16 protein-coding genes are annotated in these 17,639 nt (G+C 58.5%); 6 read left to right on the top strand and 10 right to left on the bottom strand.

Annotated features, from left to right (window positions below; genetic code table 11):
* The 7 genes from QO002_RS23060 to QO002_RS23030 all read right to left on the bottom strand — a co-directional run bounded on the left by QO002_RS23060 (position 1) and on the right by QO002_RS23030 (position 7,991).
* Positions 1 to 1,002 carry a glycosyltransferase family 2 protein gene (locus tag QO002_RS23060; protein ID WP_307234191.1) on the bottom strand — a complete coding sequence of 334 codons (1,002 nt, stop codon included), beginning with the start codon at positions 1,000 to 1,002 and terminating at the stop codon, positions 1 to 3.
* The gene (locus QO002_RS23055; protein ID WP_307234189.1) at positions 999 to 1,931 is read right to left on the bottom strand and encodes a glycosyltransferase family 2 protein; all 933 of its coding nucleotides are present in this window, start codon (positions 1,929 to 1,931) and stop codon (positions 999 to 1,001) included. The genes QO002_RS23060 and QO002_RS23055 overlap by 4 nt, the downstream gene beginning before the upstream one ends.
* Complete coding sequence (locus QO002_RS23050) at positions 1,928 to 2,950, bottom strand: glycosyltransferase family 2 protein (protein WP_307234187.1); 1,023 nt, start codon at positions 2,948 to 2,950, stop codon at positions 1,928 to 1,930. The genes QO002_RS23055 and QO002_RS23050 overlap by 4 nt, the downstream gene beginning before the upstream one ends.
* Positions 2,943 to 4,145 carry a glycosyltransferase family protein gene (locus QO002_RS23045; protein WP_307234184.1) on the bottom strand — a complete coding sequence of 401 codons (1,203 nt, stop codon included), beginning with the start codon at positions 4,143 to 4,145 and terminating at the stop codon, positions 2,943 to 2,945. Before QO002_RS23045 ends, QO002_RS23050 begins: the two co-directional genes overlap by 8 nt.
* A gap of 63 nt (positions 4,146 to 4,208) precedes the next feature.
* Entirely contained in the window at positions 4,209 to 4,988 is a 780-nt protein-coding gene (exoK, locus tag QO002_RS23040; RefSeq protein WP_307235039.1) for an endo-1,3-1,4-beta-glycanase ExoK, read from the bottom strand.
* Positions 4,989 to 5,017: 29 nt separating this feature from the next.
* Positions 5,018 to 6,139, bottom strand: a complete 1,122-nt coding sequence (locus tag QO002_RS23035) for an acyltransferase family protein (RefSeq protein WP_307235037.1) — start codon at positions 6,137 to 6,139, stop codon at positions 5,018 to 5,020.
* A 385-nt stretch (positions 6,140 to 6,524) separates the two neighbouring features.
* Positions 6,525 to 7,991 carry a lipopolysaccharide biosynthesis protein gene (locus tag QO002_RS23030; RefSeq protein WP_307234182.1) on the bottom strand — a complete coding sequence of 489 codons (1,467 nt, stop codon included), beginning with the start codon at positions 7,989 to 7,991 and terminating at the stop codon, positions 6,525 to 6,527.
* 122 nt (positions 7,992 to 8,113) lie between these two features.
* Between QO002_RS23030 and QO002_RS23025 the strand changes: the two genes are divergently transcribed.
* Positions 8,114 to 9,073, top strand: a complete 960-nt coding sequence (locus QO002_RS23025; protein WP_307234180.1) for a glycosyltransferase family 2 protein — start codon at positions 8,114 to 8,116, stop codon at positions 9,071 to 9,073.
* Positions 9,074 to 9,113: 40 nt separating this feature from the next.
* On the top strand, positions 9,114 to 10,064 hold the full coding sequence (locus tag QO002_RS23020) for a polysaccharide pyruvyl transferase family protein (protein WP_307234178.1): 951 nt from the start codon (positions 9,114 to 9,116) through the stop codon (positions 10,062 to 10,064).
* A 24-nt stretch (positions 10,065 to 10,088) separates the two neighbouring features.
* On the opposite strand, the gene QO002_RS23015 is transcribed toward QO002_RS23020, so the two are convergent.
* On the bottom strand, positions 10,089 to 11,093 hold the full coding sequence (locus QO002_RS23015; protein WP_307234175.1) for a glycosyltransferase: 1,005 nt from the start codon (positions 11,091 to 11,093) through the stop codon (positions 10,089 to 10,091).
* A gap of 290 nt (positions 11,094 to 11,383) precedes the next feature.
* Positions 11,384 to 11,677, bottom strand: coding sequence for an exopolysaccharide production repressor protein (locus QO002_RS23010; RefSeq protein ID WP_307234173.1), 294 nt, complete (start codon positions 11,675 to 11,677; stop codon positions 11,384 to 11,386).
* A 749-nt stretch (positions 11,678 to 12,426) separates the two neighbouring features.
* Between QO002_RS23010 and QO002_RS23005 the strand changes: the two genes are divergently transcribed.
* From QO002_RS23005 to QO002_RS22990, 4 genes are all read left to right on the top strand, one after another.
* Complete coding sequence (locus tag QO002_RS23005) at positions 12,427 to 13,104, top strand: sugar transferase (protein ID WP_307234171.1); 678 nt, start codon at positions 12,427 to 12,429, stop codon at positions 13,102 to 13,104.
* Between the two features lie 106 nt (positions 13,105 to 13,210).
* Complete coding sequence (locus QO002_RS23000) at positions 13,211 to 14,422, top strand: polysaccharide biosynthesis/export family protein (RefSeq protein ID WP_307235035.1); 1,212 nt, start codon at positions 13,211 to 13,213, stop codon at positions 14,420 to 14,422.
* Positions 14,423 to 14,429: 7 nt separating this feature from the next.
* Entirely contained in the window at positions 14,430 to 15,716 is a 1,287-nt protein-coding gene (locus QO002_RS22995) for an O-antigen ligase family protein (RefSeq protein WP_307234169.1), read from the top strand.
* Positions 15,713 to 16,738 (top strand): acyltransferase family protein, encoded by a 1,026-nt coding sequence (locus tag QO002_RS22990; protein ID WP_307234167.1) that lies wholly within the window; start codon positions 15,713 to 15,715, stop codon positions 16,736 to 16,738. The genes QO002_RS22995 and QO002_RS22990 overlap by 4 nt, the downstream gene beginning before the upstream one ends.
* Positions 16,739 to 16,747: 9 nt before the next feature.
* On the opposite strand, the gene QO002_RS22985 is transcribed toward QO002_RS22990, so the two are convergent.
* On the bottom strand, positions 16,748 to 17,416 hold the full coding sequence (locus tag QO002_RS22985) for a helix-turn-helix domain-containing protein (protein WP_307234164.1): 669 nt from the start codon (positions 17,414 to 17,416) through the stop codon (positions 16,748 to 16,750).
* Positions 17,417 to 17,639 lie beyond the last annotated feature (223 nt).

Here is a 17,639-nt window from a genome sequence, read left to right as displayed (position 1 = left end):
TTATCCTTTACTGGGGTTATGGGCCTTGCCCGGGATGGAACTGCGTTGATTAGAAGTGTTGCCTGCAAACCTACTGACAATCCGGCGCAGGCGCGCTGTGACCGGCATGTGCAGGTGGCGAACGGCACGGGGATTTCGGACCGCGGTGCAAAGCGCACTGCCGAAGGCGTGCGCCTTCAGATGCTCGACCATGGTCAGAAACGAACGCGCCTCACGGAGACTTCTTTCACGACGGCGCTGCGCGCTACGCGCATCGGTTTGAAGCGCAAAGCGACCGAGGAAGCGCTGATCGCCGGCAATCATCGCATCCACGTGCTCAAGGCGGAGCACCCTGGAGATCGAACCTTCCCGGATATGGTAGACGTAGCCAGCAGACGGTTCGATTGCGCAAACGCCTCCGCAGGCAAGGGCTGAAGCGAGGAGAATATAGTCCTCGCCGATCCTGAGGTGGTCATCGAAACGAAGTTCCTGGGCCTCGATGAACGAGCGCAGGAAGATCGGCTTCATATAGCCGAAATTGTGGGTCGCGCGGAAAAGCCGGTTGGAATCGATGAAGGCTGGCAGGGTGAGCATCGGATGCCGGCGCAGATCTTCGCCGCTGAACATGCGCTGCTTTGCGCCATCACCCGAAATCACCTCAAGATTATCCACGGCGATATCGGCGCCGGCTTCCTCTGCGCGCGCAACCATCAGGGAGAGCCGTTCCGGTTCAATTGTATCGTCGGAATCGAGAATGGCGAGCCAGCGTCCACGTGCGACATCGAAGCCAGCATTGCGGGCCCCGCCCGGTCCGCGATTTTGCGACAGAGATACGAGCCTCACGCGTTCATCGGCAATCGCGCCGACGACCTCGCGCGTGTCATCGCTGGAGCAATCGTCGATGACGACGACTTCAACCGTCAGGCCGCGCTGTGCGAGCGCGCTTTCTATGGCGCGGCTGATGGTGGGGGCGCAATTATAGGCGGCAACAATGAAGGTGACATCTGGCTCGGCAACCATCATGCAGGCGTCTCCGTCGTGCCGTATTGCTCGATTTCGCGCACGCCGGATAGTCCGCTTATCACGCCGGCATGGAGAACCGCACGCAGGCCGTAGCGATAGCGGCTGGCCGGAAAAAAGATTGTTGCCACGCTCGCGAGCGCACAAAAGCCGGCCTTTGCGCCCGCGAGCCCGATCTGGACGGGTCGCGAGCTGCCCCGCTCCGCAAGCAATCGCCCATGGGTCTGGCCCATGCGGAAGCGGCGACGGGCAAGCCATGACAGCGTTGCCCTGTTGTCCGGTACGGGCTCATAAACCCAGGCGTCAGCGGAGAAAGCGAACCGACCGCCGGCTAGTTTTACAAGGCTGAAAAACTCGGTGTCTTCGCCGCCGCTCTTGCCGAGTGCGAGGCTGAAACGACGGCCGGCGAGCGGCTTTGTCTTAAGGTCGAGCAGCACATTGCAGGTATAGCCGGTACAGATTTCGCCGGAAATCCAGACCGGGCGTGTCGAATGGATATCGGCGTGCTTCATCCAGCCCGGAGCAGGTGCTGCATACTCGGCTTTTACCGGACCGAGCACGACATCAACCCCGGTCTCGCGTTTCTGTTCGACGAGGTGCACCAGCCAGTCTGGCGAGGCAGTCTCGTCATCGTCGATGAACGCCAGCAGGTCGCTCCGCGAATGATCGAGGCAGGCATTGCGGGCGATAGATATATTGCCCGCAGGGCAATGGACATAATCCAGCTCGAAGGGGATCTGCCGCCGCATCCGCTCGATAAGCGGACGGGCACTCGCCACGGTATCATTGTCGGCGACGATGATGCGAAGCGAAGCGCCAGCGGGCACATGCAGATTTGCGAGCGAGCGTAGCGTCGCCTCCAATGCCGGGCGGCGAAATGTGCATACAGCGATGTCTATGAGCGACGGAGTGTTCGGGGCGATGGGGTTCATGGTGTCACTCCGCCGATTGCCATCGGAGCCTGATACCGGCGGCCGCGAACGCCCAGAAGCTCACGCCAGAAGCCGGCAGACCAGGCAAAGTGCATGACCATGGCCGAGACCGCCGCAAGCGGGCCATAGGGGTTACGCTGCCCGACTGCCATCCAAAAGCCATAGGCAAGGCAGGCGAAGGCCCAGACGCCAACGGGGATCACCGCTGCCCAATTGATGACAGCAAGCAGGGCGCCCGCGGCGAGTGGGGCAACAGCAAGTGGGATCATCTGTCGCAGGCTTGGCCGTGCGCGATGTTTGAGAACATTGCGCGCACGGCCGCGGCCATAGGCGAAATATTGGCGAAAAAGAGGGCCGACGCTCGAGCGAGGATAATAGATCATGCTCGTGCGGTCGGTCATCCAGATCCGGTAGCCCGCCCCATTCAGCCGGTAGTCGAATTCGGCGTCTTCGTTATGGCTGAAAGCCTCGTCATAACCGCCGACTGCTTTGAAAGCGGCGATGCGCATAACCGCATGATGACCGTGATCGGCCCAATGGCTGCCGGCACCGGTGCGGTGCTTGGAGCCGCCATTGCCGAGCTTGGAGTTCTGCGCGTAAGCCGTCGCCTTCTGGAAGATGCCGAAGCCCACGGTCTGCATCGCCACGACAACGGAATCTGCGTCTGTGGTGATCGCCTCTTCCATCAGCCGCTGGCAATAGTCGTCGGGATAGGCGCCATGGGCATCGATGCGGATCATGTAATCGTAGTCGTCGCCGAAGGTCGCGACAGCGAGATTGATCGCTGCACTCTGAATGCGCTTCGGATTATCGAGCATCGTTACACGCGGGTTCTCCGCAGCAATACGGGATACGATCGCCCGGGTGCCGTCCATGCTGCCGCCATCGACAACGACGAGGCGGGCGTCGAGTGCCACGATCGGACCGCTAAGCTGATCAATCAGAGGACCAATATGCTCGGCCTCGTTGAGGCAAGGGATAACGATCAGGCATCGGTAGGAACGTTTCGGTTCAGTCATGCAGGTTCACCCTCGTTGTGGCGGTTGGTGAAGGGAAAGTCGGCGTCAAGCGCGGGCTTGCGGCCAAGATTGCTAGGCGCTGGACGAGGCCTCGGCAGTCAGCCCGGTCAAAGGTCCACTGCGCCGGATCCTGCGCTGCGAGACCGGAAAAGCTCTCGGCATAGAGCTCGGTCGTCATCGTCTGGAAGGTGTCGCAAAGCGTCTCGACACGCACATCCGGCACGATGACACCTATGCCGCGACGTTTGAGGAAACGTGCCGTCTCCGTGCCTTCCAGCGTAAGCGGCACGGCGCCGAAACGGCAGCTTTCATAGAGACGGTTGGGGAGCAGCCATTTGGAATTCAGGCCTTCTTCAAAGAAGTCGATCACCCAGGAAAACTGCACATTCTCGTAAATGCCGGAAAGATCCTCCGGATTCCGATAGGCGCCGTGAAATGAAAGATGGGGCTCGGCCGCGACCAGCGCATCGAAATCATTAAATTCCGAATAGGCAGGACGTCCGCGCAGCACGACCTCGACCTTGCCATCCATCGCCCTTGAGAAACGCGACAGGATATCTAGCGACTTGCGGCAGCGCAGGGCGCCAAACCAGCCGATCTTCCAGGCCGCATTCTGCGCAGGCGGCCTTGCAATCGATGTGGCAATCTCGATGCCGTCGAGATCCAGGACCTGGTTTTCGACCAGCAGGATAGGCGCATCCAATCCCGAAAGTGGACGGAAATAGTTCTCTACAAAGGCTGGCGAGCTGGTCACGAGAAGTTGGACATTGCGCCCCAGCCGGGCCTCGGCAGCGCGCATGACACGGCCAAGCGCATCGGTGCGCAGCAGCAGTCTGTGAATGTCGAGGCATTCGTAGACGATAGGGATGTCGCCGCCGAACAGGCTGTTCGCACGCTGTGCGACTGCCAGCATTTCAAGATTGCGGGCGATGATCACATCGGGCTTTTTCGCAGATTTCATACGGGTCGAAAGCGTAAAACATGCCTTGGCGACCGCCGTCGCCCGCTGCAGAAAGCGCGCGTCCTCAGTTACGCCGAGCTCGATCGGCTGATGAATGTCGCCTGCAACTTTGCTATCCGAGCCGCGGCGAAAGCCGGCAAGCGTCAGGTCCGCTCCACCGGCCTGCAAGGTCAGTACCCTGCGGCGGATGGCCGGATCGGCAAGGTCGTGTGCCAGATAGAGGATATGCGGCATCGGGTCTTTCCTGGAGGGCATCGGCGTCATTGCCGGCAACGATCGGGCGTTCAAGAACGGCACTCAGTTCAGTATGCAGGCAACGGAGCCCGCCCACTGGCAGGCATCGCCTTCGGCCGTAAACGCGATGCGATCGACCTGAAGCGTCGAGGGCTTACTGTAGGAAAAGGCACCCATCCAGTCCTTGAGGGTGTCCGTACCCCAGAGACTGACAAAGATCTTCTGCGCGTTGACAGGCAGTTTCGCCGGTTCGGTCACCTCATGCACCAGCTGGCCATTGAGGTAATAGCGAAGGCGGTCTTTCTCCCAGACGAAGGCGTAGTCGTTGAATTCGCTGTTGGCGCCGCCCGATACATCGACAAGCTTTTCGTTGCCGCCCTTGGCGGAAACATATTGATTGAGCTGCACCTTGGCGGGGTTCTTGCCCAGTACCTCGAAATCGATCTCGTCGTGATCTTTCTTGTCGGTCGGGCCTATGTAGGTGAAGAAGGCGGAGTTCAAGCCGGAGCCGTCCGCGGTCTTCATCCGCACTTCGTAAGTACCGTAGCCGAAGCGCTTTTTCGTCTGGATTTCACCGCAGACGAACTGGCGCTCGCCTGCCTCGCGCTGTTCGAAAGTGAGCGTCAGCTTGCCATCATCGACCTTCACCTGCTGCTTCGACCAGGTGCAATTCTGATGCGTGCCGTTGTTCCAGCCGTCGGAAACATACCAGATGGCTGGATTCAGTGCGTCGAATTCCTCGACAAAAGAGGTTCCCGTGGCGCCTTCCTGAGCGAAAACAGGTGAGGCAAGGCTGGCGACAACGGCAGCCGCGGCTAAGAAACTATGGGACTGTTTGAACATGGTCGTTTCGTCCTTCTTTGTCTTTTTGATCATCGTTGTTGCGGCGCATACTTGGCAGTGCCGGAAGCCTGCATCGATGGCGGAGCGGACAAACGAGCTTTTCCCCCGATACGATTGCCCGTGAGCACGGCGTGCAGGCGCGGAAACAGGCTCTGCGCAGCGGCATGGGAGAGGGTCAGAAGGGCAATCGCGAGGATTGGCGCTGCGACGTAGAACAGCGGGTAGGTGTCGATGCCCAGCCTGTTCCAGATCATCCAGAACACGATCAGCAGCGGATAATGCGCACAGAAAATCCAGAAGCTGAGCCCGCCGCCGCGAGACAGTCGCTGCCCGAGCAAGGTCCCGACCAGCAGTGCGGACAAGGCCCAGGCGCCGAGAATGCCGGTGAGGGCAATCAAGCTTCGGGCCATGTCGAGCCAGAGCGGAAATTCCGGGCCGGTCACATACAGCCCGACCGAGAGCCAGATCGTTGCCGCAAACACCACCGCGAAGATGGCTTTGGCGTGCCGATCAATGGCTACCAGATTGACATGATGAAGCGCCACGCCGATGCCCGCGCTGAAGCCGAAGAGGATCGACTTCTTGAGGAAAATGCCGTTTGGCACCGGCAGGACGGCATAGGCCAGAAAGACAATGAGCGTGGCACGTGGATAACGCTGCATCAAAATGCCAAGCACCGGCGAAAGCACGAGACACAGCAGCAGATCGCGCAGAAAATAGAGCGGAAGGTCGATCGGCCAGTCTTCGAGAGCGAAGGCAAAGCTCGCCATCTCGCGGGGTGTCGCGTTGATCACATCCGGAAGATAGCCAAAGCCAATACCGAGGCTCTGGGCGATCATGACGAAGCCCAGGAACATCAGGTTCCAGAGCAGGAAAGGCAGGAGTACCGTCACCGCCTTGGTGCGCAGCGTCTTGCCATAATGAAAGCCATCAAAGCCCCTGCGAAAAAGCAGATAGCCGGAGATAGCGCTGAGGCAGGGCACGCCGACCCGAAAAAGGCTGTCTCCGAGAAACACCCGGATCCAGTCGATAAACCCATAGCTGCCCAAAAATGGGCTGTTTGCCGGATCGTGGGGAACGTGCACGAACACGATCCCCGAGATGAGCACGATGCGCATCAGATTGATCCGCGAAGACACATTCGCGTTCATATCCACGATGTCAGTCACCCCTGTTGCGTGGCCAAATGGCCGCCGTTTCAAAAGAGCAGACTTGAGCCCGCAGGACATAAACTAGGCTGGTTGAAGCGGAAAAATATGGCGGTGCAGCAAAAAAATTATCGGGATTTGGTTGCAGTGCAGCAAAAGCCCCGGACGATTTTATGGGATTTTCCGAACGGTTCAGCTGCCTCAGGGGCTAAAAAGTCCTGATAATAAGAAAGTTGAAGGAACTGCTAAAATACAGCAAATTTTACAATCATAAGACGTGTGTATTTTTGATATTTCTTCGATGGTTGCCGAAATTGCCGCATAAAATCGCTTCATCCCCGCCCAAATGTGGCGAAATCGTGTTCAATCTGACGCGCGTGATTCTCTGTTAGGATGGTACGGCCCGCCGTCGACGGACAAGCTCGATGAGTTTCCCGAATAGCTGGCGTTCTGTCATCAGGACAAGCAACCCGTAGATCACGCCGCCTATTGCCGCGCCGATAACCACTTGCAGAGCCTGGTTGGGAACGAGATCGCCGAAACGTTCCAGCAGCAGGCGAACGACGCCTGCCATCACCATTGCCATAATCATGGGGCGGCAGCAGATGAAGAAACCTCGGAGGAACGGCATCTGGTCGGCCTGAAAAACCACCCAGGAATAGCCGACGAGAACGATGGCGTTGACGACGCAGAGCCAGATCATCGCATCGACGAGACCGCCCGTTATCGCGCCATAGGCGACGGCCGCCGTGGTGATGACGGCGCGCAGGATCGCCCACCAAAAGAGTGTGCCGCCATAGCCGATGCCCTTGAGATAGGGAATGAACGTGCTGCAGGGGGTAAGAAGCCCTTTGGACAGCGCAAGAAGCCCGAGTACCGGCCAGGCATAGGCCCATTGTTCACCGAAGAGCACGCGCATGGCCGGCTCGGCAAGCGCCCAGATCCCGAACATCATCGGCGCCAGCAGAACTGTCGTTACCTGGGTGCTCAACATCAGGGCGCTCGATCGGCGCTCGCGGTCTTCCATCATCGTGCTGAAGGCTGGAAAAAGAACACCCATCACAGCTGAAAGCACGACCTGGTTCGGAATGCTGGCAAAACGGTTTGCGGCCGAGTAGGCGCCGGCGTCAGCAAGCCCGAGATGACGGGAGATGACGACCATCGGCGATTGGAAGGTAATGAAATTGGCGATTTCCGAGCCCATCATGCCGAAACTGAAGCGGCTGAGCGCTATGACCCGTTGTGGCAAGAGCACGAATCGCGGGGCATAGCGGGAGACGGCGTAAAGGCCGGCGAGCCGGATGATGGTGGACAGAAAGAGTTGCGCGACGAGTGCCCACACCCCAAAACCGGCCAGCGCCATCGCCAGCGCAATGATCGCGCCAGCTGATTCGGAAATCATGCTCCAGAGCGCATCCTTGCCGAATTGCATGCGTCGGGCGAGAAGAGCGTAGGCGACGTCGCCGCCGAGCTGAAGCGGAATGAGGAGGCTCATCAGCTGCAGCAGATAGGATGCTTCCGAAGCCCCGAGCAGCGTCGCGATCTCATCCGCCCACACGTAGAGCCCGAGCGCCATGAGGCAAGAAATCGCCAGATTCGCCCAGAAAACCGAGTGGATAGTGTCCATGTCCTCGTCGCGCTGGATGATCAAGGCGGAGGCGAGACCGGCCCCGCCGATCATCGCCAGAAACTGCACGACAGTGAGCGCCACGGCCACCGCGCCGAATTCTTCTGGCGACAAAACCCTTGCCAGAATCGGAACAGTGACAAACTTAAGCCCGAAAGTACTTGTCTTGGATAGGACGCTCCATGCGACGTTTCGCGTCACGGACTTTGCGTTGATAACGGTCGGCATGGCAGCATCCTGGGTAAAGGGGAGGGGACAAAAGACCAACGAGGCCTGTAAGAGACATAACGCCGCGACCCGGTGGGAGGAGATCACGCAACTCGTTTTAGAGAAACCGCAGGGGCGAAATAATGGCAAGACTGACAGTCGTCATACCGTACTACCAGAAAGAGCCGGGAATTCTCAGGCGCGCACTCGCGTCTGTTTTTGCCCAGACATTCACCGACTTCGACGTCGTCATCGTCGATGATCAATCACCCTATCCCATTGACGAGGAACTGAAACCTCTGTCTTCGGAAGAGAAAAACCGCATCCGTATTATCCGCCAGCCGAATGCCGGACCGGGTGGTGCGCGCAACACCGGTCTTAACAATATCGGACCGGAAACAGAATTTGCGGCCTTCCTCGATTCGGATGATGTCTGGACGCCGGATCACCTGAAAAATGCCTGTGAGGGCATGACGCGCTTCGGCGCGGACTGCTATTGGGCATCGATTACCGGTGGTGATGCATTTTATTATCATTTCGGTGTCGCCGATCTTGCAAAGACCGAAACGGTGCACCGGCTTCAGGAAGAGCCTCTTCTCGTGGAGCTGCCCGAGCTTTCGAGCGCCATGCTGAAAAACTGGAGCTTTCTGCATCTTTCTTGCATGGTCATCGGGCGAAAACTGTTCCAGACCATTCGTTTCGATCCCAAGCTGAGGCTTGCTGCTGAGGATGTGCTGTTTTTCTGCGACTGCGTGCTTTCAGCAGAAAGGGTCGTTCTGTGCGACGCCGCTGGCGCGGTGCGCGGCGAGGGGATCAACATCTTCCACGGGATCGACAACGATTCCCCGGAATTCCTCCAGCAGCAGTTCAACACCTGGGTCGCACTCGACACCCTTGAAGGGCGTTTTTCCAAGAGGCCGGCGGAGGTGGCATCGATCCGATCGTACAAAACCACAGCCCGTCGGCAGGCACTCTGGAGCCAGGCTCGCCTCGTCAAGCGTCGGAAGCTGCCGCAAATCCCGCTTCTTGCCCGCTGGGTCTGGCGCGATCCGGTGCTTTTGAAGAGCGTCTTCGAACTCGCAGCCGGGAAATTCGCCCGTTGAACCCGCGCGCACTTTTTTTACTCCCAACCAGGAGACTTCGATGAAGCCTTATTACTGGGAATCCCAACACGGAAACTTTGGTGACGATCTCAATCTTTGGCTCTGGGATTTCCTGTTGCAGGGCTTTCGAGAGGTCCATCCCGAAACCCTCCTCGTCGGCGTCGGCACGGTGTTGAGCAAGGCCTTGCTTGAGGGCACCGGGCACAAGCTGGTGCTCGGAAGCGGTTTTGGCTATGGCAGTTTGCCAGACATGAGCGACGCCAACGAATGGGATATCCGCTGCGTGCGCGGTCCTCTTACGGCAAAGAAAGTCGGCGTGGACGAAAGCCTTGGCATTGTCGATCCGGCCGTCATGGTTGCCGATATGCCGGAGTATCGCAACATTCCCAAGACGGTGAAGAAGAGCTTCGTTCCCCATTGGGAATCGGCCGTGGCCGGGCTTTGGGGAGAAGTTTGCAGCACCGTCGGGATCAACTATATCGATCCGCGCGGCGACGCCAAGGAAGTGATCGCCGATATCGCACGGTCCGAACTGATCATTGCCGAATCCATGCACGGGGCCATCCTGGCGGATGCATTCCGCGTGCCGTGGGTGGCCGTGAGCACATCGCCGAGCATCAACAGCTTCAAGTGGAACGACTGGGCAAGCACGCTGGGTGTGACCTATCGCCCACGGCAGATCCCGGTTTCGACCCGGGCCGAGGCGATGCTGAAGGGAACCCGCTTCTGGGGCGTCGGCTTCGATGCAGGCCAGGCGCCGACCGCAAATACGTCGGCCATGAATGACGACGGCGAAGTGATGGTCAGGGAGCAAGAGCCGCGGGTAACCGGCCTGCGCTCCGCCGCCAAGCAGATGTTGGCTGCACCTTCCACCCTTGCTCTGTGGCAGGCAAGTCGTGCCGAACCGCAGCTGAGCAGCGACAGGGCTCTTGCCGAACGCAAGGAGCGGTTCCTGAACGTTCTTGATGGTGTTCGCCGGGATTACCTCTGACCACGTGCAGAGCCGGGCGGGGGATCAACCCCGTCCGGCCGGTGCGGTCAGCAGATAACGCAGCTTTCCCGTGCCGCCCAGCGCCACCGGCGCTTCCGGAGGGCGTCTAAAACGCTGCGACTTATCGGCAAAAATTCCGCCTGCGATGGCCGGTAAAGCGGCGGGATGGCGCACTGCGTAGCTCAGCGCATGCGCAAATCCCTGGCTCTTTTTCAAATCCAGGAAGTGGCGCAGCTCGTAGCGAGCCCGGATGTGCTGTTCATGCTGGCGAATGATTCTGCGCTCTTCATTGGAAAGAGGAGCCTGTGACAGAATGGCCCGATCCGCCTCGTAGAGCCGGCGCAGATCTTCGGTGCGATGGCTGCCACTCAGCGAATTGCCACGCACGACTGCGCCATAACCGCAGCTATGGATCACCTTGTAGCGTGCACCGGCAGCAAGGGCGCGGGCGTAGAGATCATAGTCTTCGCCAAGCCGCAGGTCCTCACGGTAGCGCAGCCCGTTTTCGTCGAGAAAGGCCCGCCGCATCAGAGGCTTCAGGAAGCCGATCTCGCCGCGGCGCACGCCACTCTTCGAAATGTTGCCTTCGACGAAGGTCTTGAGATCGATGAGCTTGGGATCGGGCTCGATCTCGACAAGTTCGAGGTGCGCCCGGGATGCTCCCTCCTCGTCGACAAAGGCGATGTTGTCGGCAACGAAATCCCAGTCCTCCTGGGCCAGCAGTTGTCGAAAGCGGCCGGGAAACAAAAAATCATCGGCATCCAGGATCGAAAGAACCTCCGCCTTCGACATCTCGATCGCCATGTTGCGGGCTGCTGCTGGTCCACGATTTTGTTCGAAACGGTGCGTTCTTAGCCGACCGCTGCCGTCGTCAACGGTTTTTGCCGCGCCGATCGTGTCATCCCTGGAGCCGTCGTCGATGACGATGACCTCGATGGTTTCGGGTTCTCGAAGCGCCGTCTCCACCGCGCGTGCGATGGTGGGCGCAGCATTCATTGCTGCGATTATGACGCATATCCCGTTGTCCATGCTTATCCGCCTCCTGCGTTCCAGGCATTCCGTGCCCAGCTACAGCATGTCGCGCAAAGATGTGCAGCGGTTTTGCGAAAACGACATGCCTAAAAACAAAGAGCTAAAGCGGGGGACGCGAATCTGAATGATTCTCGCTACGCTTCAGCGTCCGTATGGACACAGACAACATGGAAAGCGATCATGTCGCTATCGCGGCGCAGCAAAAAAATCGGGAAAATAGTTCGGGCAAAATGCACTACATCACATACGTGATGACGTTTTGAGAGGCGGGTCGCGCGACCAGAGGTTTAGAAGTTGGGATGGCCGGGTTTGTTCAACCGGGAAACGGGGATGGCTGATGCACCTGCGTCCCCATCGCCGCTCTTTGCGGAACCAGATTGCTCGGAACGGCTGAGTTGACCGTCACGCGCAGTCTTCCAAACAAGAAAAAGAACGCCAAGGAAATAGCCTACTTGCAGTAAAACCGCACACATGGCGGTCTGCAGCAGCGTCATCCCGAGAGAACCATTCATGGCATAGGTTGCAATGGCGAAAACCAGCAGGGCGCCAATCATACTGACAAAAACGCGAGGCCCATACATCTGTCTATTCCGATTTCGGATGGTCTGCTGAGATCATCATGCCAAGGCTTCCTCCCCACCGATGGCCCGGACTATACTCCAAGAACCCATAATAATATATGGGTGCGGCGCACCATTTTTCAAATTGTTGGGATTGGGTGACGTCAACGCTTCGGGCTGCTTCAAATCGCAACGCAAATCAGTGGGAAGGACAGGGGTTTCCCGATTTGAAACACCGCCGCGACACAGATTCGGACACAATCACGCCCCAATATGCATCTTCAGGTGATTGACGTTAACGAATAACAACCAAAAATACATGCATTTTCTCAGTATCCAATCAACTTTTGTTACAAGTTACACGCGAGGAATGAACTTCGCGATGTGCGTTGCAGCATAATGTTGCGTCGCAGAATTCGTGTTCTTTCAACGTTTAGAACCCGGCCTTTCAAGTTTTTCCCACCATTTTGAAATGGAGGCAAATATATCCGCGTGTTTTCGCAGGCGCTAAAATCGGGCTTCATCTCGAAATTCCGAGATATACGGCCGACAACAACCTGACCTCTCGCCAGCTTTCCGGAATTTAATATTCCAACGCGAAATGAGGCACAGACCAGTTTTATATTCAATAAAGCTGAAATGTTGCACTGCAAAAAATCCGTTACGGAGCCGGTCTTCTAAAAACAAATTCTAACCATACACTCTCTCTTGGATAGCGCCCGCGTCCTTCGGGACCCGACCAATCGCCAAACCCAAATGGAGCCCACTCTATGAAGTCAGCGACACGATCGGCCAGCTCGCCGTTATTTACGACACTCGCGCCCGGCCATGCGCCGGTCGGAGGGATTTCGAAAAGGGGTTTCGATATCTTAGCCGCGTTAACGGCACTGGTCTTCTTGAGCCCGATCTTTCTTTTGATCGTCGCTCTCGTAAAATTCTCCGATGGCGGAAAGGTCTTCTACGGACATCCGCGCATCGGCCATAATGGCCGCACGTTTCGTTGCCTGAAATTCCGCACCATGCGACAGGATGGCGATCGTGTTCTTCAGGAGTACCTGAAGGCCAATCCTGAAGCCTATGCGGAATGGCGTGCCACCCGCAAGCTGAAGGACGATCCACGCGTTACCGTGGTCGGTACCGTGCTCAGAAAGCTGAGCCTCGACGAATTGCCACAGCTCTTCAATATTTTGCGTGGCGAAATGAGCGTCGTCGGTCCCCGGCCGGTGGTCGAGGACGAATTGGAGCTTTATGAAGCTGCAGCAGTCTTCTACCTTCAGACCCGTCCGGGCCTCACCGGCTTGTGGCAGGTCAGCGGCCGCAACGATGTGTCTTATGCATCTCGCGTTGCGTTCGACACCCACTACGTCAAGAACTGGTCGTTCCGGAATGATGTCTTCATCGTTGCCAAAACGATCCCGGCGGTCTGCCTGTCCCGCGGCAGCTACTGAGCATTCCATTGACGTCACGGCTCTGCTCCATCTGGAGCGGCCGTGAAAAGGAACGGATTTCCCCATGAAGACATGTTCAACGGCCATTGCGCCGATATCATTGCGTATGCGTCGTTCTCTGCTCGGCATCACGTTTGCACTGGTTCTTGCCGGTGGCGCCAGCGCAGAGGACTATCGCCTTGATGTGCTCGACAAGCTGCGCATCCGCGTCGTCGAATGGCAGACGGCGGAAGGCACGGTGCGAGACTGGTCCGCCGTCAGCGGCGACTATTCGGTCGGCGCATCGGGGGAGATATCGTTGCCGCTGATCGGTGACCTGCCGGTTTCCGGCAAGACGGCAGCAGAGGTTTCCGCCGATATCGGCCTGCGCATGCAGACACTTTTCGGCCTGCGTGACCGGCCGACGGCCTCGGTCGAGCTTGCTCAATACCGGCCGATCTACATTGCCGGGGAGGTGCAGACGCCCGGCGAGTATCCGTTCTCGCCAAACATGACCGTGCTGAAGGCCGTGAGCCTTGGCGGCGGTCTGAGACGGGCGGATCCGGGCCAGCGTTTCGCCCGTGACTTCATCCGCGCCGATGGCGACAGTTCCGTGCTTGTTGCGGAGCGGAACCGCCTGCTTGTCCGGCGTGCGCGCTTGCAGGCGGAAATTGCCGAAAAGGCTGATATCGCCATACCTGCGGAGTTGAAGGAAGCACCTGACGCCGTCGAGCTCGTTGACAGCGAGAAGGCTCTCATGGTCTCCCGCGACAAACGGCAAAAATTGCAGCTTGAGGCCCTGACCGACCTCAAGGGCTTGCTGCAGAAGGAAATCGCGTCGCTCGACAAGAAGACAGAGACCCAAACGCGACAGCTTCAGCTGGTCGATGAAGACCTGAAGAAGATGGACACGCTTGCCGACAAGGGGCTGGTCATCAGCTCGCGGCGGCTTTCGCTGGAACAGCGCGCTGCCGATCTGCAAGCTGCCTTGCTCGACATCGATACAACCTCGCTCAAGGCAAAGCAGGACATCAACAAGGCAGGACAGGATGAGACCAATCTCAAGAATGACTGGGATGCGGCTCTCGCGCAGGAACTGCAGAATACCGAAAGCGAGCTCGACACCGCGGCACTCAAGCTTTCCACCAGCCGTTCGCTGATGTCGGAAGCGCTGTCGCAGTCGGCCGAAGAAGCAACGCGCAAGGACAATGGCGGCAACATCAGCTACGTGATCGTGCGCGACAAGCAAGGCAAGGCTACCGAGCTCCCGGCGACCGAAACGACGCAGGTACTGCCCGGTGACGTTATCAAAGTCCAACTCGCTGTGGCGATGCGATGAGAGACCGATGAAGATCGCCAAGGCACGCCTTATCGAACCTGGAGAAAATAACGCCTACGGCATCTTTGCCGTGGCTGTGTCGTTCTTCGTGTTCGCCTATTCGGCGCGCTTTGGACAGGTCTCCATCCTTGCCTATTACGGCCTGTGGCTGCCGCTCATCTTCCTCGACTACCGCCGGGTTCTGGGCGACTATAACCGCAATCTCTGGATCTTCGGCTTTGCGGTCTTTGCCTGCCTCTCCGTCTTCTGGTCGGCTGCGCCCTCCATGACCGCACGAACAGGCATCCAGTACCTGACGCATGTGGGGTGCGCGCTCATCGCTGTGCGCGTGCTCGATATCCGCACCCTCACATGCGGCGCGATTGCGGGCACGGGCGTCGTGCTCGTCTATTCCATGCTGTTCGGCGTCTATCACCTTGATCCACTGGACGGCACGGTCAGTTTTGTCGGCGCCTTCGCCTCCAAGAACCAGCTTGGTTTCTACGCGTCGCTCGGCGTCTACTTTGCCTTCGCCACGGTCGTTACTCTGCGTGAAAGGCGGATCTGGCTTGTGGCAAGCGGCATTGTCGGCATGCTTGCCTGCTACGCATTGCTCGCCTCGCAATCGGCGACGTCGGTCCTGACGACGGCGGCAGTCGTCAGCGCGGCCATCGGCATGCGCGTGCTGCTTCGGCTTTCTCCCAAGCATCGCAAGATGGTCTTCATCGGCGGCGGCGTGGCCTTCGTGGCCTTCATCGCGGCCTTTATCTCCTCCGGCGGTACCGATCTCGTGCTCGGTGCTTTCGGCAAGGATTCGACGCTGACGGGGCGTACCTATCTCTGGCAGCAGGGCATGCAGGCGGCGGCCGACAATCCCTATTTCGGGGTGGGTTATCAGGCTTACTGGGTGCAGGGCTTTTCACAGCCCGAGCGTCTCTGGGAGGAGTTCTTCATCGGCTCCCGCGCTGGTTTCCACTTCCATAACACTTTCATCGAGGCAGCGGTCGAGACGGGGCTGATCGGCCTTTTCCTCCTCTGCTCCATCCTGATCATTACCCTCTTCGGTCAACTCAAGCGCTTTCTTGCGCGTGCGAATGATCCCGAGGCGACGGTGCTCTTTGGCGTTTCCGTGCTTTTGGGGATGCGCGCCTTCGTGGAGATCGACATCATGAACCCCTACCACGTCGGGTCGTTCCTCCTCTATTTCGCTGCCGGCAAGCTGACGCTACGCAGGCGATCCGTCTCCAGCCCATCGTGGACGGATGAGGCTCGCGTCCACCGGGTCATCTACGCCCTGCCGCAGGCTGGCCGATGAAGACGCTTTACGGCATCCAGTATCTGCGTGCGCTGGCGGCGATTGCCGTCGTGCTGTTCCATGCTGCCGAAAAGACCGATCACGCCTTTGCCATCGGAGCAGCCGGCGTCGATGTCTTCTTCGTTATCAGCGGCTTCATCATGTGGGTTATCAGCGAAAACCGCCCGGTCTCACCACTGCGGTTCCTCGCCGACCGTATCCGCCGGATCGTTCCGATCTATTGGCTTGCGACTGCGGCGATGGTGCTCGGAGGGCTCGTCGGGTTGTTTCCAAACCTCGTGCTGTCGTTTCAGCATATCATGGCATCGCTGTTCTTCGTGCCCATGCGCTCCCCGAGCAACAGTGAGATTTGGCCGGTACTCGTCCAGGGCTGGACGCTGAACTTCGAGATGTTCTTCTACGTTGCGTTTGCTGCCACGCTTTTCCTGCCCAGGCGTTTGCGACTGCCAATTCTCGGCACCTTCTTTGCCGGTCTCGTCGCCATCGGCGCCACGGTTTCATGGCAGAACCCGTTGTTTCTCACCTACACCCGGCCGATCATCCTTGAATTTGTCGTGGGCGTGGCGATCGGCGAACTGTGGCTCAAGGGCCTCATTCCGCCGCGAATGCGCATCGGCATCTTCCTGCTGGCGCTGTCGCTCGGTGGTTTCCTGACAATTGCCGTCCTGCGGCTTCCCTTCGACGAACGCATTTGTGGCCCGCTTGCTGTTGCGCTCGTTCTCGGCGTACTGAGCCTGGAAGCCAAGGGTGTCGTCCGTAAATTTTCCATCCCTGCGTTCCTCGGCAATGCGTCCTATTCCATCTACCTCTGGCACACCTTCGCCGTCTCCGTCGTGGTCAAGGTAGGAACGTCCCTCCATCTGCCCGTGCCGCTGATCTTTGCGCTGGCCACTACAGGCGGCCTAGTCTTGGGCTGCCTCGGCTACCTGTTGATCGAAAAGCCGATCTTAAACATCCAGAACGGAAGCCGGCGCTCCCGGCCGCAACCCTTGAAGCACGGGGCTGCAATACATGGAAGATAAACGCACTTACTAGGATCGTGGCGATTCAGGTTTGCTGCGGCCGGTCCCGCGGGTAACGACCAGGCTGCTGTCGGCAACGCCGGAAAGTTCACCGTCGCCGAAGACATCCATTGTGCAGGTGTGAAAGACCGTGGTGGTCGATCCTGTGTGGTTCCACGTCGCGTGGACGCGAGTGGACGGAAAATGGGCGGTATCGCCGGCCTCCAGAATGACACGTTCTCCGTCGAGCTCGAGGCTCAACGCTCCATCGATGATGTAGAAGATTTCCTCGCCCTCATGGGTCATCGGCTCGCTCCGGTATCCTGGCGGCTCATGAATGAGGGTCGAGCGCAGGATATTTCCGGGAAAGGCAGCAGACAGGCGCTCATAGGTGACATCTTGGCCAGTCATTGCACCAAGGCCGAAGATGGTGCGCGCATCGCGCCGCGTGACAGGTTCCGCCGATCTCGTCTTTTCGAACACCGAGCCCACGTCGAGGTCAAGGGCACGACAGACGGCAATCAGAGAGACCAGCGAAGGCACCGTGATTCCGCGCTCGATCTGCGAAATGAAGCCAACGGAGAAGCCTGCCTGATCGGCGACCTCCTGCATCGTCAACTTCTGCTGCTTGCGGCGTACCCTCAGCCGATTACCCAGCGCGCTATCGCGGCCCGTAGGACGGGCGTTTTTCTCAGTCATATGCCACCCCAAGCAAAAGACATCATCGAAGTGACATATATGACCGATTGCTTGCTTTCAGTCAGCTAAAAACGATGGGAAAGCAAGACATTGGGCCAGATCGGGAAAATGCGTGCATTTTCCTGGGAGCATCTGCGGCATTCCCATCCCAATAAGCAACGCGGATCGGTCTCACATCCCTGGCAAGGAAGCTATATGTTGAATGTCCCGCAACGGTCGGAAC

The sequence above is a fragment of the Pararhizobium capsulatum DSM 1112 genome, from assembly GCF_030814475.1.
In the GTDB taxonomy this organism is placed as follows: Bacteria; Pseudomonadota; Alphaproteobacteria; order Rhizobiales; family Rhizobiaceae; genus Pararhizobium; species Pararhizobium capsulatum.
The sequence above is the reverse complement of the archived record's forward strand: the minus strand, read 5'-3'. Positions and strand labels throughout refer to the sequence as shown.

Excerpts from the sequence above, each read along its gene's own strand:
- QO002_RS23060 (WP_307234191.1), bottom strand. The coding sequence starts at position 1,002 with ATGATGGTTGCCGAGCCAGATGTCACCTTCATTGTTGCCGCCTATAAT.
- QO002_RS23055 (WP_307234189.1), bottom strand. The coding sequence starts at position 1,931 with ATGAACCCCATCGCCCCGAACACTCCGTCGCTCATAGACATCGCTGTA.
- QO002_RS23050 (WP_307234187.1), bottom strand. The coding sequence starts at position 2,950 with ATGACTGAACCGAAACGTTCCTACCGATGCCTGATCGTTATCCCTTGC.
- QO002_RS23045 (WP_307234184.1), bottom strand. The coding sequence starts at position 4,145 with ATGCCGCATATCCTCTATCTGGCACACGACCTTGCCGATCCGGCCATC.
- exoK (WP_307235039.1), bottom strand. The coding sequence starts at position 4,988 with ATGTTCAAACAGTCCCATAGTTTCTTAGCCGCGGCTGCCGTTGTCGCC.
- QO002_RS23035 (WP_307235037.1), bottom strand. The coding sequence starts at position 6,139 with ATGAACGCGAATGTGTCTTCGCGGATCAATCTGATGCGCATCGTGCTC.
- QO002_RS23030 (WP_307234182.1), bottom strand. The coding sequence starts at position 7,991 with ATGCCGACCGTTATCAACGCAAAGTCCGTGACGCGAAACGTCGCATGG.
- QO002_RS23025 (WP_307234180.1), top strand. The coding sequence starts at position 8,114 with ATGGCAAGACTGACAGTCGTCATACCGTACTACCAGAAAGAGCCGGGA.
- QO002_RS23020 (WP_307234178.1), top strand. The coding sequence starts at position 9,114 with ATGAAGCCTTATTACTGGGAATCCCAACACGGAAACTTTGGTGACGAT.
- QO002_RS23015 (WP_307234175.1), bottom strand. The coding sequence starts at position 11,093 with ATGGACAACGGGATATGCGTCATAATCGCAGCAATGAATGCTGCGCCC.
- QO002_RS23010 (WP_307234173.1), bottom strand. The coding sequence starts at position 11,677 with ATGTATGGGCCTCGCGTTTTTGTCAGTATGATTGGCGCCCTGCTGGTT.
- QO002_RS23005 (WP_307234171.1), top strand. The coding sequence starts at position 12,427 with ATGAAGTCAGCGACACGATCGGCCAGCTCGCCGTTATTTACGACACTC.
- QO002_RS23000 (WP_307235035.1), top strand. The coding sequence starts at position 13,211 with ATGCGTCGTTCTCTGCTCGGCATCACGTTTGCACTGGTTCTTGCCGGT.
- QO002_RS22995 (WP_307234169.1), top strand. The coding sequence starts at position 14,430 with ATGAAGATCGCCAAGGCACGCCTTATCGAACCTGGAGAAAATAACGCC.
- QO002_RS22990 (WP_307234167.1), top strand. The coding sequence starts at position 15,713 with ATGAAGACGCTTTACGGCATCCAGTATCTGCGTGCGCTGGCGGCGATT.
- QO002_RS22985 (WP_307234164.1), bottom strand. The coding sequence starts at position 17,416 with ATGACTGAGAAAAACGCCCGTCCTACGGGCCGCGATAGCGCGCTGGGT.